General features: G+C 40.0%; 13 protein-coding genes and 1 pseudogene. 5 read left to right on the forward strand and 9 right to left on the reverse strand.

Features of this window, described 5'->3' with window-relative positions; genetic code table 11:
• A partial coding sequence (locus M595_RS25675) for a peroxidase family protein (RefSeq protein WP_023069502.1) occupies window positions 1-864 on the forward strand: 864 nt, incomplete at its 5' end.
• A 149-nt stretch (window positions 865-1,013) separates the two neighbouring features.
• On the opposite strand, the gene M595_RS25680 is transcribed toward M595_RS25675, so the two are convergent.
• Complete coding sequence (locus tag M595_RS25680; protein WP_023069503.1) at window positions 1,014-1,754, reverse strand: membrane protein; 741 nt, start codon at window positions 1,752-1,754, stop codon at window positions 1,014-1,016.
• 49 nt (window positions 1,755-1,803) lie between these two features.
• On the opposite strand from M595_RS25680, the gene M595_RS25685 reads away from it, so the two are divergent.
• Window positions 1,804-2,406: a 2OG-Fe(II) oxygenase gene (locus M595_RS25685; protein WP_023069506.1), complete on the forward strand. Its 603-nt coding sequence runs from the start codon at window positions 1,804-1,806 to the stop codon at window positions 2,404-2,406.
• A gap of 122 nt (window positions 2,407-2,528) precedes the next feature.
• Here M595_RS25685 and M595_RS25690 read toward each other — a convergent pair whose 3' ends face one another.
• From M595_RS25690 to M595_RS25700, 3 genes are read right to left on the reverse strand one after another with little or no spacing between them, the layout of a single operon-like run.
• Window positions 2,529-2,945: a type II toxin-antitoxin system VapC family toxin gene (locus tag M595_RS25690; protein WP_009785920.1), complete on the reverse strand. Its 417-nt coding sequence runs from the start codon at window positions 2,943-2,945 to the stop codon at window positions 2,529-2,531.
• Window positions 2,945-3,247 carry a hypothetical protein gene (locus M595_RS25695; RefSeq protein WP_023069494.1) on the reverse strand — a complete coding sequence of 101 codons (303 nt, stop codon included), beginning with the start codon at window positions 3,245-3,247 and terminating at the stop codon, window positions 2,945-2,947. The genes M595_RS25690 and M595_RS25695 overlap by 1 nt, the downstream gene beginning before the upstream one ends.
• Window positions 3,237-5,609: an NACHT C-terminal helical domain 2-containing protein gene (locus tag M595_RS25700; RefSeq protein ID WP_040484683.1), complete on the reverse strand. Its 2,373-nt coding sequence runs from the start codon at window positions 5,607-5,609 to the stop codon at window positions 3,237-3,239. Before M595_RS25700 ends, M595_RS25695 begins: the two co-directional genes overlap by 11 nt.
• A 170-nt stretch (window positions 5,610-5,779) precedes the next feature.
• On the opposite strand from M595_RS25700, the gene M595_RS25705 reads away from it, so the two are divergent.
• Window positions 5,780-6,460 carry a PD-(D/E)XK nuclease family protein gene (locus M595_RS25705; RefSeq protein WP_052001903.1) on the forward strand — a complete coding sequence of 227 codons (681 nt, stop codon included), beginning with the start codon at window positions 5,780-5,782 and terminating at the stop codon, window positions 6,458-6,460.
• Between the two features lie 146 nt (window positions 6,461-6,606).
• Here the strand turns inward: M595_RS25705 and M595_RS25710 are convergent, their stop codons facing one another.
• From M595_RS25710 to M595_RS25720, 3 genes are all read right to left on the reverse strand, one after another.
• The gene (locus M595_RS25710) at window positions 6,607-7,179 is read right to left on the reverse strand and encodes a Uma2 family endonuclease (protein WP_023069497.1); all 573 of its coding nucleotides are present in this window, start codon (window positions 7,177-7,179) and stop codon (window positions 6,607-6,609) included.
• A 76-nt stretch (window positions 7,180-7,255) separates the two neighbouring features.
• Complete coding sequence (locus M595_RS25715) at window positions 7,256-9,199, reverse strand: cation:proton antiporter (protein ID WP_023069496.1); 1,944 nt, start codon at window positions 9,197-9,199, stop codon at window positions 7,256-7,258.
• A gap of 519 nt (window positions 9,200-9,718) precedes the next feature.
• Entirely contained in the window at window positions 9,719-11,026 is a 1,308-nt protein-coding gene (locus M595_RS25720) for a GH25 family lysozyme (RefSeq protein ID WP_023069504.1), read from the reverse strand.
• A 133-nt stretch (window positions 11,027-11,159) separates the two neighbouring features.
• Between M595_RS25720 and M595_RS25725 the strand changes: the two genes are divergently transcribed.
• Entirely contained in the window at window positions 11,160-11,678 is a 519-nt protein-coding gene (locus tag M595_RS25725; protein WP_023069501.1) for an O-acetyl-ADP-ribose deacetylase, read from the forward strand.
• A 7-nt stretch (window positions 11,679-11,685) separates the two neighbouring features.
• Here M595_RS25725 and M595_RS25730 read toward each other — a convergent pair whose 3' ends face one another.
• Window positions 11,686-12,345, reverse strand: a complete 660-nt coding sequence (locus M595_RS25730; RefSeq protein WP_040484684.1) for a class I SAM-dependent methyltransferase — start codon at window positions 12,343-12,345, stop codon at window positions 11,686-11,688.
• A 188-nt stretch (window positions 12,346-12,533) separates the two neighbouring features.
• On the opposite strand from M595_RS25730, the gene trxB reads away from it, so the two are divergent.
• Window positions 12,534-13,901, forward strand: a complete 1,368-nt coding sequence (trxB, locus tag M595_RS25735) for a thioredoxin-disulfide reductase (protein ID WP_023069499.1) — start codon at window positions 12,534-12,536, stop codon at window positions 13,899-13,901.
• 138 nt (window positions 13,902-14,039) lie between these two features.
• On the opposite strand, the pseudogene tnpA reads toward trxB, so the two are convergent.
• Window positions 14,040-14,282, reverse strand: a pseudogene (gene tnpA, locus M595_RS29745) (IS200/IS605 family transposase); the annotation flags it as partial.

Here is a 14,282-nt window from a genome sequence, read left to right on the forward strand (position 1 = left end):
TGGTGTTATCAGTATGTTGTCATTAATGACTATCTCAGAGCAGTTTGCGACCCCAATATTGTAGACGATATCCTGCTCAACGGGCCGCGTTTTTATCTCCCTGGCTTTAGTGGAAATTCGGTTTTTATGCCGCTAGAATTTTCCGTCGCCGGATTTCGGTTTGGTCACTCAATGATTCGTCCGTTTTATCAACTCAATCGTCAGTCTCAAGTCAAAATTATGAATCTCTTGGGTGTTTCCAAAGATCGACCTCAAGAGTCTGATTTGCTAGAAAAGAACGGTGACAATTATCAACTCAAGAAAAGTTTTAGTGTTGACTGGGAAAACTTTGTCAGATTTGTACCGGATGAACCGATTCCTAACGTCGCTCGTAAAATCGATCCGAAGATTTCTCAAGGCTTATTTGATCTTCAACTCGACGGAGTAAGAGCGAATACATTCATGTCTCATTTAGCTCAACGAAATCTAGTCAGAGGTTATTCATTGAGTCTACCCACCGGACAAAAAATGGCTAAAGCATTTGGTTTTCAACCCCTAACAAAAGAAGATTTAATTGATAAAGAACCGAATGAAAAACTGAAGCAAGCACTTGAATATGGGAATTTTGGAGACAGAACACCTTTATGGTATTATATCCTCAAAGAAGCCGCATTACAAACCGGAGGAAACACGCTAGGGGCTGTAGGAAGTAGTATTGTTGCAGAGACTTTAATTGGGTTAGTCAAACAAGATCCCAACAGCTATTTAAACCATTTGCATAATCCGGCTGTACGACCGAATGGAATTCGCATTCCTCGGCTTTATGGTCGTGCTTCAATTATTAACTCGATTGGAGATATTTTATCCTGTGCAGGAGTTCGTTAGAGATCAATTAAAATCAGTTATAATCTGAGTTTTAACTTTCGATATGTTAATAGTTTTTATCCTACTCATCTGGATGAGAAAGTCAAAGGTTGTCAAGATCTTTCTCTCATTCAGATGATGTTTTTATGGGTTGCTATCTATAAAACTGCTTATAAAATTAACCCGATTGCTAAACCCCAAAAAGGAACAAATCTTAGCCATCGCTTTTGACGATTAAAGGGTTCAATACTTCCCATCAAGATGATTTGAAAAATATAAAATAAAACCATATCAACACAAAAAGCAATCGTAACGCGATTACTCATTAAATTTTCAATAAAAAATTCGGTTTTAGTAGGAATATCTCCAAATTCAGGTCGAGCAAAAACCGCCCAAAAAAGAGAGAGTATTCCTATAATCAAGCCAACAAATCCAAATATTTTCGCTAATAAACCCTTAGTTGGTTTTTCTTCTGTTTGCAGTTCAGAAACAGTAAATCGCCACGCCATATAAGGAAGTAAAAAAGTATTGGTGAGGAACATTGCCAAACTCCAAATGATAATCTTTGGGAGTTCTTTACCTTTAGAATCAACCAGTAATAAAGGCAAAAACATAAAAATCCAGGCTTCCGCAAAGTTGAATAAACTCTCAATCCAAGGATGAATAATTGGGGCTTGCATATATTCAATTCCCGCTAGATTTAAAAGTGGTAAAATAAAGAAAAAATTAATAGATTCGTTGACAATTTCCTTGAGAGTTTCCGGTTGAACAGCCCAAATGGGTTCACCAGGAAGGAGTTGTTGGGACGGAGAAAGCAGTAAAATATAAATGTAGATAGCCGAGAGTAGCCACAATAATGCAGAAATTAAACGTTGAGACGGTTGGAGTTTGGTAAAATTTGATTGTGCCATGGAGTAACCTCACTGATCTCTCACAAATTTTAAACGATTCGATCCAGAAATGAACTATTTTTCTCAAAAACAAAATGCTTTCTCTCTAACCTATCTCAACTCTCTGCGCGGAGAAATTTTGGCTTGTCCTTATCTGGCTATCAACAACCTTAACCGTGATTTTATCGACACAAAAGGGTTTTCAGTCGTCTTTAAACGCTCAAAACAAACGGAAGTTGAACGGCGCTTTCCTTTCTTTAAAACCTATCTAGAACAGGCGTTAAAACCTTCTTGTAATGCGTTTTATCTTAACCCTCTGGTGTTACAAGCAGGTTCAAGAGTTGATCCTCATATTGATCGATCTTTACGATCTTATTGTAAAACCGTTGAACCACCTGCATTTGTGAGTGTTTTATATGTGCAAGTTCCCGATTCTTTACAAGGGGGAGAACTGGTTTTACGTTCTTATAAAAAGCAAGTTGGACAGATTAAACCTCAAGTGAATACTTTACTCTTTTTTCAGGGAAATCTCACCCATTCTGTGAATGCAGTTAAAACAACTGGGACTCGTTTAAGTTTAGTTTGTGAACAGTATAATTTGAGTGAAACTGAATTGCAAGATATTCCAGAGTTTACGATAGAATCAAGAGCAGCAAAGACCAAACGGAAGTAGTTTTATACATCTGTATTTTTTCAATACAATGCAGTCATTATTGACGATTTTCTGCAACCCATCGACGGAATAGTTCAACGATTATTTTCCAATGATTTCCAGTAAGGTGATGGAATAATATTTTATTCCTCTTGTAATAAAATGATAAATCCCTCTTGGGTAAAATGTTTATCATTGGTTAGCACTTCAATAATATCTAATTGACGCATAGTCTGCATTGAGATACAGTCTGTTAAACTATATCCTTTGTCAGGTCTATTTTTATAGAGGTTTAAACCATCCATAAATGATTCGTGTGTTTGTTGAATTACCCGAACATTCGGATTAATAATAATTCCCTCAACCAGTTTAACAATACGTTGACGCATTTGATATCCGTATGTTGAAAAGAAGGTTAGCACTTCAACTAAAACTTCTTCAGTTGTCACCAGATTAGCCCGTTGCAAAGTCTTAGTAATTTCTAAAACTCTGTTATGCCAATTATCGGCTGGGTTTATTGAAGCAACCCAGTAAAATGTATCAGCGAATATAGTTTTCATCAATCTTGTTTCGGAGTCTTGTAAATATAATAATTGTGTTGTTCAGCGCCATCTTTGGGAAGCTGTTTAATTTCCTCATCCGTCATATCACCTGTAACCTGTTCAAAAAGTTCTAGCAAAGATTGTCCTGTTGTTTGAGGTTCGACACTCTGTTGAACTAAATAAGCTTTGATAGCTTCTTTAATTTGGTCAATTACTCCGTCTAGAGAGTTATCCTCAACTCGATATCCAGCAATTTCTGGACTATACGCAGAATATCCGGTTTCATTTTGTTCGATTTGAATACTGATTTTAGTGTTCATCTTTTCTCCTTGATTTCCACTTTTCAATTTCCTCTATAGGCAATAATAACGTTTCTTCTATCTCTTGTCGAACCTCTCGACTCACATAACAATCACTATTTAAACATTCAACAAGCAACAAATTAGCATCATAATACTGTTCTAAGAGGTCTTGTTCAGCTAACTTCAAGTCCCACTTATGTCCAATATTACGCCACATAATCATTAAGCTTCTCAGTTCTTCGCACCATATTGGACGAACAGAAGCCCATAATTTTTGAAATTCTTCTTTTTCTTGATGAGGGTCAGGAAACTCTCTAAGCCTATTATTCAATTCTGTTTTAAGGTTTTGTAATTTTATTTTAATATCTGAACTAAAAGTATAGTGCTTGCAAATATCATCAATGCTGGTTATGATAGCATCTTTAGGTAAAAAACAAAGACTATCACTAAAATCATCTAACATATAAAGCTCATAATCTAAATCAATTTCAGGTTCGCACTGAATATCAACATTAAATTCTTTTACCATCTCAATAAGTTGAGCCTCGTAAAAAATGCCAAATGAATAAATCGATTCAGCACAAAAGTAAAAAATTTTTATTGCTAAATTAGGACTGTCTCTAATTTTTATAGAGTCAACTTTGTGATATAGCCATAGAAGAAATTTCTGGAATTCTTTATTGTTCTGTACTAATAAATCTATTGATTTTTTTAAACTTAGTAAAAAACTGTCAGCACTATCTAACATCTGAACGGTCAGAAGAAATACCTCTCGCCAGTTAGGTTCTGTAATATGACTAACTAATTCTATAAGATCGTATTGATTACAACTGGTGACAATCTTACGAGCAGTTAAATACTCGTGAAATGTTAGATGTGAGAAAGAATAGATATTTCTTGCTCGTTCTACTAACAAGCCGTGCTGTGCTTCTATGGAGTTTAATACAGCTTCGCTATCTAGCTCTAATGCTTTGGGATCGGTCTTTGCATTTGGTAAATTTTGAATATATTCACTAATATAACCTTCTATTTCCCGTTTTTTAAAAAAGTAGTCACCCCCTTGAAAAGTTGTGTGAGCGATTCGACTCAGTAAGTCTTCCTTCCGTTTTTGGGATAATCCTTTATAAACTTGATCGCGTTCAATATTACGCTTTACATCCCATTTTTTCAGCAAAACATCAAGTCCAATTTCATAAAGTTCAGCACGATTACTGGGAAAACTACCCACATCTTCAAACACCAAACACAATAAAGTTAGGAGTAGAGGATTGCTTGCAAGTTCCATAATGGGTTCATCTTGTTTTAGCTTTTCGAGAAAACGTTCTGCTTTGACTGGATCGTTTTTACTGTGAAACCATTTCTGACTAAAATCAGCAATTTGTTCTTCGTTAAAATCAGCAACTTCGACTTCAGTAAATTTTTCAAATGTGTATTCTTTTGCTGCAATCCGACAGGTGATTACAAACTGGTTTTGAGGAAATTGCTCTGAAAGCTGTTTAATCTCAGCCAAGATTCGGCTAGAATCAATTTCTCTAACTTCGTCTAAGCCATCTAATAAAATTAGAAATTTTCCCGCTTTTAACAGACTTGATAGAGTCGAAATATCTTCCATTTTATCAGAATAACGTTTCAATAAATTTTGAAGGTATTCCAATAAATTTGGGTGTTCCGTAAGATCTGCAAAATCTTTTAACGTGATGAATACTGGAACTCGTTCGGCTTGAAATCCTCCACCAATACACTGAATTGCTAAGTGCTTGAGAAATGTTGTTTTTCCCGCTCCTGGTTTTCCCAATATCATCAACTTCGAGAACTTTTCAGCCGCTTCTATACCGGGAATCCTTTCTTCTTTTACTGTACCCCGACACCAACGTTCAAAATTTTCTCGACTGACTTTTTCTTGCAATTGGGCAATTTCCCGCCAAGTTTTCCCCGTAATTTTCTCTAAAATATTAACGTTTGTGTAGATTTTACCTAACTCAATAGGTTGCGTCATATCAAGTACCCGCATTGTACCGCAACATTCTTGAATATAGGGCTGAATTTGCTGGCGTGTTTTTTGTACTAATGTTTGGATACTTACATCTATGTTCTCAGTAAACAATGAGCTATTAGAGTTCTCAGCTTGCCAACGTTGATATCGGTTATTGAGATAATCCTTTAATCCACATTCTTTAACAGGGCCACTATCTACAATTTGAAACTTATTGTAAATTCCAGTCAGCCGAGTACCAACAGCACTTTCATTGACAAAAAGCATCTGGGCAATTTCTATTCTAGTTTTACCCTCTCCGAACAGTGGAAGAAAAACCTCTTTTTCTTTGTGAGTTAGTCCCTTCTCATCGGCTAACTTGTCTAAAAAGTCCTTTGGGAACCCCATCTGCTACACCAACCACTTCTTTAACATACCAGTTTAACTGCTTTTTTAACTGTTAACTCAGAAAGTCAGGCTAAGTCAGGAAAGTCAGGCTAAGTCAGTTTCAAGTCAGGGAAATAACTCCAAAATAAAAATGCGACAGTTAATTCAGTCGAGTTAATTGCATTGAAAATATGAACAACAAATTCTGGTCTAATAACCCCCTTCCCCGTTACTTTGGAAAACCCTGCACTAAAAATGGTCTGGGTGGGATGCAAGACCTTCGCGGAAATTTTCTTCCGAGTTTCACAACGATTCGCGATAAAATGCGATCGCCTGCGGAAAAAGCACGACTCGCCTGTTGGAGAAAAAATAAAGGTTATCAAGCAAATTTAGCCTGTCAAATTGGAAGACTCGGACATCGCCAAATTGAAAACTATTTCAACAATGGGGATAAATCTTGTCCGGTCATTCTTCAGCGTCATTGGGAAAAAGCGTTACCCGTCCTCAACAAAATCCATAATATTCGACTGGTAGAAAGTCCGATTTTCCATTATTATGAAGGCTACGCCGGACGAGTTGATTGTGTCGGAAAGTTTGATAATTTACCCGATGAAATGGTGTTTGAGTTTAAATTTTCTGACCGTATCCGCATTTACGACGAACAAAAATTACAACTGGCGGCTTATACGGCGGGATTAAATCGACATTATGGCCATCCCTATAACGTGCAAATTAATAGCGGAATTTTAATTACAATTACTCCAAATGAAGTCGATATTACTTTTATAGACCGTCTAGAAATGAACAAATATTGGAAACAGTGGCAAAAACAGGTTAATCAATTCTGGTTACAGTACCCAAATATCGCTTAATCAATTTTTGAGGAGGAGGGCGGGTTTAGTTCAATTTCTGATGGGTATTATAGATCTGATAGAACCCGCCCCTACAGAATAATTATTGATGAATTTGACATCATATTACTTCTCCCTCTCCTCGCAGGAGGGGGTTGAAGTGAGGTTTATGACTTGGATTTTCCGGGTTTTAACCAATCAAATACTTGATTAACAGTTAGATTCAGTTCTACAAAATCCGGCACAATTAAACTGTTTTCACCCATTGATTCAACAGGTTGCTGTTCGGCTTGAAACACCAAAATAAATCGTTCTGTCGGATCAATTAACCAACCCAATTGAGTTCCCCATCGTAAACCGTGTAAAATATTGCGAACTGAACGAGTAGAAGCTTGTTCGGGTGAGAGAATTTCAATCATCCAGTCTGGATGGGTTTCAAATCGATTTTCTATTTCTCCCTCCCCATCAAAAGGAATCTTTTCCCATCTCAAAACAACTACGTCGGGAACCATCGAACGTCCCCCAAAGGTACACCGCAACTCGGGAAATGCCAAAGCAACTTTTCTATCTTCTACAACGTCATTAATAGCATTACAAAGCTTGAGTTGAAGGCGGGAATGTTTACCTTGAGGCATGGGTTTTTGATAAATATAACCCTCTATAAACTCACTTGCAGGTGTTGTTTCTGGAAACTGAAGAAATTCCTCTAAGCTGAAAGTTTTTGAGGGGGTGCTAACCATAATTAAAATAAAAATGATTGTTTCAATTTATCCCTTTCTTTGTAGGAGAGGGTTGAGGTGAGGTCATATTTAACGTCTACTCAACAGGAACTTCTTCTAACGCTTCGTCTTCTTTATCTTTTTCTTTGGGTGTCGGAGTTGGAATAGGAACCGCTTCAACAACGGGATGTGTTTCTAAGGTTAGAGTTGATTGTTGTGAACCGGATAACCGCTTAAGAAGCTTAGGTTTGGGATCATGAAGAAGATAAATAATCCGATCATCAAGTTGCCATGTTTCCGAAGCGGGTAAAACTTGTAAATTCCCTTGTCTTTCGATTAATAGCGGGATTAACTCATTAGAACGAATCAAAGCTTGTAAATGCGCTCTTTGAAACTCTAAGCCCGGTTGTTTTAGAACTGTTTCTCCTAACTTCACCTCTAGATTTTCCATGAACTTATTCCACTTTTTCAGAGGCACATCGGGAATAAAAGCTTGTTGTACTTTTTCCTTATTTGCTGATGCTTTTGATTGGGGATCACGAGGATACAGCGCCAACACACGCGGCGGTTTAAATTCTTCGGCTGCTCGTTCTGCTAAAACTAGATTAACTTCCCCGTTACTTGTCATTGCTAAAAACGTACCAATCGATTCTAATCCCGCTTCTTCTAATACATTTGGATCTAAAGCACTACTTTGATAAACTCGCAAACCTTCTTTTTTCGCCTGTTCACACGCTTCAGAATTCGTGTCTATAATGACGACAGATTCACCCCGTTCCTGAAACAAAGTTCCGATCAACCGACTCATCGGATTAGACCCCACAATCACCGCACCAGTCGCCGCACTGGAATTAATTTGTAATAAACTCGCCATCCAACGAGCGGTTAAACCTTGAGTGACAACCGTCATAATAATCGTTAAAAACACTAAAGCCTTAATCGAATCTCCCCCGTTAATCCCCCGTTGCGTTAATAAAATCGCAAACAGAGAAGAAACTGAAGCAGAGACAATTCCTCGGGGGCCAACCCAAGAAACAAAGGCTTTTTGTCGCCAGTTGAGATTACTATTGAAAGTACAAAGCCAGACGTTGATCGGACGAACAATCCACATCAATGCCAAAACCGTGAGAACACTTCCCCAACCTAAAGCGACAATACTTTCTAAAGACAGATCAGCGGCTAGCAAAATAAACAACACTGAAACACACAGTATCGTTAACTGACCTTTGAACCGCCTTAACTGTCGCATTTCTGGTACACCAACAGTTCGCACGGTAATCCCGGAAACCACCGCCGCCATCAGTCCAGATTCACTGTAAACCACTTCTGCTAAATCATACAAACCCCACACGGCGGCTAAAGCAATCAGGTTTTTCAACTCCTCAGATAGCGTTTGGCCTTGTTTCAAACTCCACCCGAGTAACCAACCTCCAACCACACCAATCCCGGCGCCAATTCCCAGGCGAATTATCAATTCTTGAAAGAGTTCTAAAGGATTGGCATTCCCGCTTAAAACGACGTTCAGAACCAATACCGCGAGAATTGCACCCACAGGATCGATTAGAACTCCTTCTCCTTCTAGCAAAGCTGCAACCCGGCGATCTACAGAAACTTGTTTGAGTAATGGCCCGACCACCGTTGGCCCGGTAACAACCACCAATGAAGCGTAGAGAAAGGCGATCGGCCAGGGAAATTCACCTAACCAGTGGGCAGCCATTCCGCCCCCTGTGAGGGTGATCAATGTACCAACGGTGACTAAATTGCGGATACTCCCAGAAACTTGTCCTAAAGCACGTAATTCTAAGTTTAAACCGCCCTCAAACAGAATGAGAGCAACGGATAGAGAAACAATCACCTCCAACCCTTCACCAAGTAAGTTGGGATGAACTAGCCCTAAGCCATCATTGCCGACTAGGATACCAAATAGCAGTAGGAAGACAATTGCAGGAACTCTTAGATAGTCCGCTAACACTTGAGCACCTATCCCACTGACGATTGTGATCACCATCAGTACGGTAATGTCAAAGGAAGTTGTTTCCATAAGCGTTAGGGGTTCGGCTACTCACTACGGTTGAAATGCCTGGTCTTCTGGGCTGCGGTCATATCTTAACCTGTTCGTCAGGTTTGATCACAGATTTGATCATCTGACAACTGGATTTTCACTTGAAGGTGAAACCCTATTGACGGTTATCATAACTCATTACATACCCTATACCGACGGCCTCAGTTGGCGAATAGAGGTTCAAAGCTACTGGTTTCAGAAGAAGTCAGAAGTCAAATCAAAGACTTAAATATTTGCGACAGAAGGGTGGCAGGGAAGCAGGAGAAGCAGAGGCAGCAAGGGAAGTCCGGACAATGATCGGTAGGATTATTTTTTCAATTTCAGATTAGAAATCAGAAATCAGAAGTCAAAAACTATCTACCTCCCCCTGCACCCCATTTTTGATGTCACCCTGAGTGAAAGGAAGGGTCTATTAGAAATTCTTCGCGTTCGCGCAGCGTCTCGTCCGGAGAATCGCTCACCAATAACAAAAAACTCCTAATTATCTATAAAATAATTTTAAGACCTAGAATTGGGTTTTCGCCAACGTCGAGCAAATTCCGAAAGTGTTTCTGGTGAAAGTTGACCTTGTAACCATTCAAGTGCTTCTTTTTGAGTGGGAAGTTCTTGATAGTATTTACAGACATCAACTAAGCGAATATCAGGCGGGACAGTTGGAACTTGAGGTTGATTCCACTTCTGTTCAAATTGTATCCAGGTGAAAATCGGAATCTGTCGAAATAACCACAACAAAGATTCATCTTGATTCGACAATCCCCGATAATATTTACAAACATCTACTAAATCAATTGAACGACTCGGAGCTTGAGAGAAATTGCGCCAACGTTGGGCAAATTCTAGCAATGTAGTCTCAGAAATTTGCTGTTGTAACCATTTTAACGCCTCACTTTGGACTGGTTCCCCTTTGTAAGCCTTACAAACTTTGATGAAATCTAATGTCGTTTGTGGAGGTGCAGGCGTGGGTTCTGGTATCGGTTCTGGTGTCGGTTCTGGTGTTGGTTCTGGTGTTGGTTCTGGTATTGGACTCACTGCTAATTCAAGCTGAGTTAATAGCGCCGTCCAAGTTTTTAAATTCGCAATTCCATCTTCAGCTAATCCCTTAGACTTCTGAAATTTTAAAATTGCACTTTTAGTCCCATTTCCAAAAATTCCATCAATCGGGCCGGGATCAAATCCTCGATTTTTTAATATACTTTGTAAATCCTGTACTTTTGAACCCGTCGTTCCCACGCTAGAAACTTCAAATAAATTCACATCAACTCCACCACTCACCCCTGTTATTTGACCTCGATCCGTAAATTGCCAAAATAACCAAGTTTTCCAACCGCCAGGAATCATCGGTTGTTCAGCTTTGGTGTAGTGAGCGATCCACAGTGGATACTCCGAAAACCTTTTAGTATTTAAACTTTGCCAAAATCCGGGATAAGTGTAAATAATCGGGCGAAATCCAGTTGCTTGTTCAACAATATCTACCCATTCTTGAGCGCGATCACACAAAGTTTGAGCGTCTAAACCATCAGTGGTTTCGATATCTAAAACGGGGGATAAATCTCCGGCTTCTAGCTTGACTGTCTTGAGAAAATTATCCGCTTGTCCTTTGGGATCACTGGCTGGCCTAAAAAAATGATAGGCTCCTCTCTGTAAACCGCTCGCTTTGGATTGTTTCCAGTAGGTGTCAAAGAATTCAGCAACAAAAGTTTGGCCTTCGGTTGCTTTGATAAATGCAAACGTAATCCCCGCATCGACAACGCTTTTCCAGTCTACGTTGGGTTGATAGTCAGAAACGTCAATACCGCGAATGCTCATTAGTTTAGCAGTTTAAATTTGGTCAGAAAGAAAAATCTGAGGTTATCCTTATCCTACTTTGAGTTGAGTCGTCATACAGGATAATAGGGCTATATTTTACCTAGACTATTTGTAATTGTTAATTGATTCAGCCATGTTTCAAATTCAAGTGATTCAAGGCGATATTACCACTCAACCCGTCGATGCAATTGTCAACGCCGCTAATGAAAGCTTGTTGGGTGGAGGTGGCGTTGATGGCGCCATTCATCGGGCAGCTGGCCCTGGTTTACTCGCAGAATGTCGTCAGTTACAGGGCTGTCCAACGGGAGAAGCTAAAATCACCGCAGGTTACGATCTTCGCTGTCGTTGGGTGATTCACACTGTTGGCCCGGTTTGGCAAGGCGGCAATCACCATGAAGATGAATTATTAGCCAGTTGTTATTGCAATAGTTTAAGTTTAGCTCAACAAAATGGCGTTAAAACTATCGCTTTTCCCTGTATTAGTACGGGGGTTTATCGGTTTCCGTTACAACGAGCTACTCAAATTGCGGTAACAGAAATTCAACGGTTTTTTCACACCTTTCCTCAGACTTCTATCGAACAGGTGTTTTTAGTGGCTCACAGTCGAGAGGATTATCATTGTTTACGAGAAGTCGTTCAGCACATCCTTTAATCCCTTCTCAACTTTGATGAACCCGTTCGGCCGTCCAATGGCGATCGCTAGATTGATAGATTTTTACGCCCTCGAACCCCACTTCTGTGATCATTTGACTAACTTCTTCGAGCGTAAATGCCGCTTGCAATGAATCTCGAAATAGTTGTCTTTGATGCTCGTTACACTCTCCGGCATAGTGTTCAACTAAATGATCTCTTGTAACTTGATCAACTGGCCGTAATAAATCTCGTAAAAGTATTCCACCTTTGGGTTTGAGGACTCGTTTTAATTCTCTTAAAAAGGGGATCGGATTGCTCAAATGATGTATAATACTATTAGAAATAACTAAATCAAACTGCTCCTCTAAGTAGGGGAGTTGTTTGGCATCCACTCGTTCTAATTTGACTTGAGTTTGTACACCAGAGCGCTCAACGTTTTGCTGACCAATTTTGAGCATATTTTCTGACAAATCAATTGCGATAAGTTGCCATTGGGGACGCTGTTGAGCAATTAAAATGGGAATACGAGCGGTTCCTGTTCCTAGATCGAGAACTTGGGCGGTTGTTGGCCCCAAACTAACGGTGTGTTCCGCAAAAGCGGTATTGACGGAGGTGAAGTCCATTGAGTCATACTCAACTGCTTCTTCCCTGGTGTCCATAACTTCTGGTTCTAAGACTCTTTGCATGGTCTATTGTTGTAATTTTTAAGTGCCGAAGCGATAAAATTCTCTCAATAGTTTATCAAAACATCAAGAGTTGAAAGTTAGTTCCCGCTTGTATGAGTGCCTCTGCCGTTTCCCCTATTTTGAAATTATCCTCAAAATTCGCTATAATTAGCTAAAGCGAAGTCGTTATGAGTTTATATTAAAAAGCAATGAGCAATCCAGCAGTAGAAAACGTTGTCATTATCGGTTCAGGGCCAGCAGGTTACACCGCAGCTATCTACGCCGGACGAGCCAACCTCAAACCTGTGATGTTTGAAGGCTATCAAATGGGCGGAATTCCGGGCGGACAATTAATGACCACCACCGAAGTTGAGAACTTTCCAGGCTTTCCCGAAGGCATCACCGGGCCACAACTCATGGATAGAATGAAAGCCCAAGCCGAACGTTGGGGGGCCGAACTCTACACCGAAGACGTGATCGAAGTGGACTTCAGTCAACGTCCTTTTACCGTGCGTTCAGACGAACGAGAATTCAAAACCCATACTATTATATTGGCAACCGGAGCCACAGCCAAACGTTTAAACCTACCTAGCGAGGATAAATTCTGGAGTCATGGAATTTCCGCCTGTGCAATTTGTGACGGAGCGAGTCCGATTTTCAAAGGCGTAGAATTGGCGGTTATTGGGGGCGGGGATAGTGCAGCCGAAGAAGCGGTATATTTAACAAAATATGGTTCTCACGTTCATTTATTAGTCCGTCGGGATGAACTCAGAGCCAGTAAAGCCATGCAGCAACGGGTACTCGATCACCCGAAAGTCACCGTTCACTGGAATACAGAAACCGTAGATGTCTTCGGAAATGGCAAAATGGAAGGCATTCGGCTGAAAAACCGCCAAACAGACGAAGAAACAGAACTCTCCGTCGGAGGATTATTTTATGCAATTGGCCACACGCCTAATACTCAAATTGTCAAAGGACAGCTCGAACTCGATGATGTAGGTTATGTTGTGACCCAACATGGCGGTGTAGAAACCTCTGTAGAAGGCGTTTATGCGGTCGGAGACGTTCAAGACCATGAATTCCGTCAAGCCATTACCGCCGCCGGAAGTGGTTGTATGGGGGCGATGTTAGCCGAACGGTGGTTATCAGCAAAGGGATTGGTGCAGGAGTTTAAACAAGCGGAAACCTCAGAACCCGCTAAAAAAGAAGAAACCCCTTCAGAAAGCATTGCTGATACCGAAGAAACCTTCGATCCTCAAGCAACCCGTCACGTCGGCGGCTATGCGCTACGGAAGTTATACCACGATAGCGATCGCCCGATTATGGTGAAATATGTCTCTCCAATGTGTGGGCCTTGTCACCGTTTGAAGCCTATTTTAGATAAAGTGGTTGATGAGTTTGAGGGGAAAATTCACTTCGTAGAAATTGATATCGAACAAGATCCCGAAATTGCTCAAAATGCTGGCGTGAGTGGTACCCCAACTATTCAGATCTTCAAAGAAAAAGGTCTTGTTAAACAGCTTAATGGTGTTCAACCAAAAAGTCTATATCGAGAAGTGATTGCAAGTAACTTATAAGCGTTGACTGACGACACTTCAACTCAGGTGAGGGAAGCTCTTATTGAGTTCATCGAGGCTTTCCCTTGCCTGTTTTTTAGCTTCTTCCGCAAGAAGCCCCACGTCTAACCCGACAGAGCAGCGTGAGATGAATTGCGGTCAGGGTTTATCGGAATTAGGTTTGTTTTGGTTTTCAATGTATTGTCTTAAGGTTGAAATAGTAACTCCGCCACAACTAGCAACAAAGTAAGAGCCATTCCATAAAACATCTTTCCAGTAAAAAGAATTTAAGTGGTCGGAAAATTCTTGTCTAAGCTTTCGGGACGTTACAGATTTGAGATTATTAACCAAATTACTTAAAGCAATGTCACCGATGGTACTGAAAAAGAAGATGAACATGAT

It is taken from the genome of Lyngbya aestuarii BL J, assembly GCF_000478195.2.
In the GTDB taxonomy this organism is placed as follows: domain Bacteria; phylum Cyanobacteriota; class Cyanobacteriia; order Cyanobacteriales; family Microcoleaceae; genus Capilliphycus; species Capilliphycus aestuarii.

Coding starts and splice junctions, on each gene's coding strand:
- M595_RS25680 (WP_023069503.1), bottom strand. CDS start 1,754: ATGGCACAATCAAATTTTACCAAACTCCAACCGTCTCAACGTTTAATT.
- M595_RS25685 (WP_023069506.1), top strand. CDS start 1,804: ATGAACTATTTTTCTCAAAAACAAAATGCTTTCTCTCTAACCTATCTC.
- M595_RS25690 (WP_009785920.1), bottom strand. CDS start 2,945: ATGAAAACTATATTCGCTGATACATTTTACTGGGTTGCTTCAATAAAC.
- M595_RS25695 (WP_023069494.1), bottom strand. CDS start 3,247: ATGAACACTAAAATCAGTATTCAAATCGAACAAAATGAAACCGGATAT.
- M595_RS25700 (WP_040484683.1), bottom strand. CDS start 5,609: ATGGGGTTCCCAAAGGACTTTTTAGACAAGTTAGCCGATGAGAAGGGA.
- M595_RS25705 (WP_052001903.1), top strand. CDS start 5,780: ATGAACAACAAATTCTGGTCTAATAACCCCCTTCCCCGTTACTTTGGA.
- M595_RS25710 (WP_023069497.1), bottom strand. CDS start 7,179: ATGGTTAGCACCCCCTCAAAAACTTTCAGCTTAGAGGAATTTCTTCAG.
- M595_RS25715 (WP_023069496.1), bottom strand. CDS start 9,199: ATGGAAACAACTTCCTTTGACATTACCGTACTGATGGTGATCACAATC.
- M595_RS25720 (WP_023069504.1), bottom strand. CDS start 11,026: ATGAGCATTCGCGGTATTGACGTTTCTGACTATCAACCCAACGTAGAC.
- M595_RS25725 (WP_023069501.1), top strand. CDS start 11,160: ATGTTTCAAATTCAAGTGATTCAAGGCGATATTACCACTCAACCCGTC.
- M595_RS25730 (WP_040484684.1), bottom strand. CDS start 12,345: ATGCAAAGAGTCTTAGAACCAGAAGTTATGGACACCAGGGAAGAAGCA.
- trxB (WP_023069499.1), top strand. CDS start 12,534: ATGAGCAATCCAGCAGTAGAAAACGTTGTCATTATCGGTTCAGGGCCA.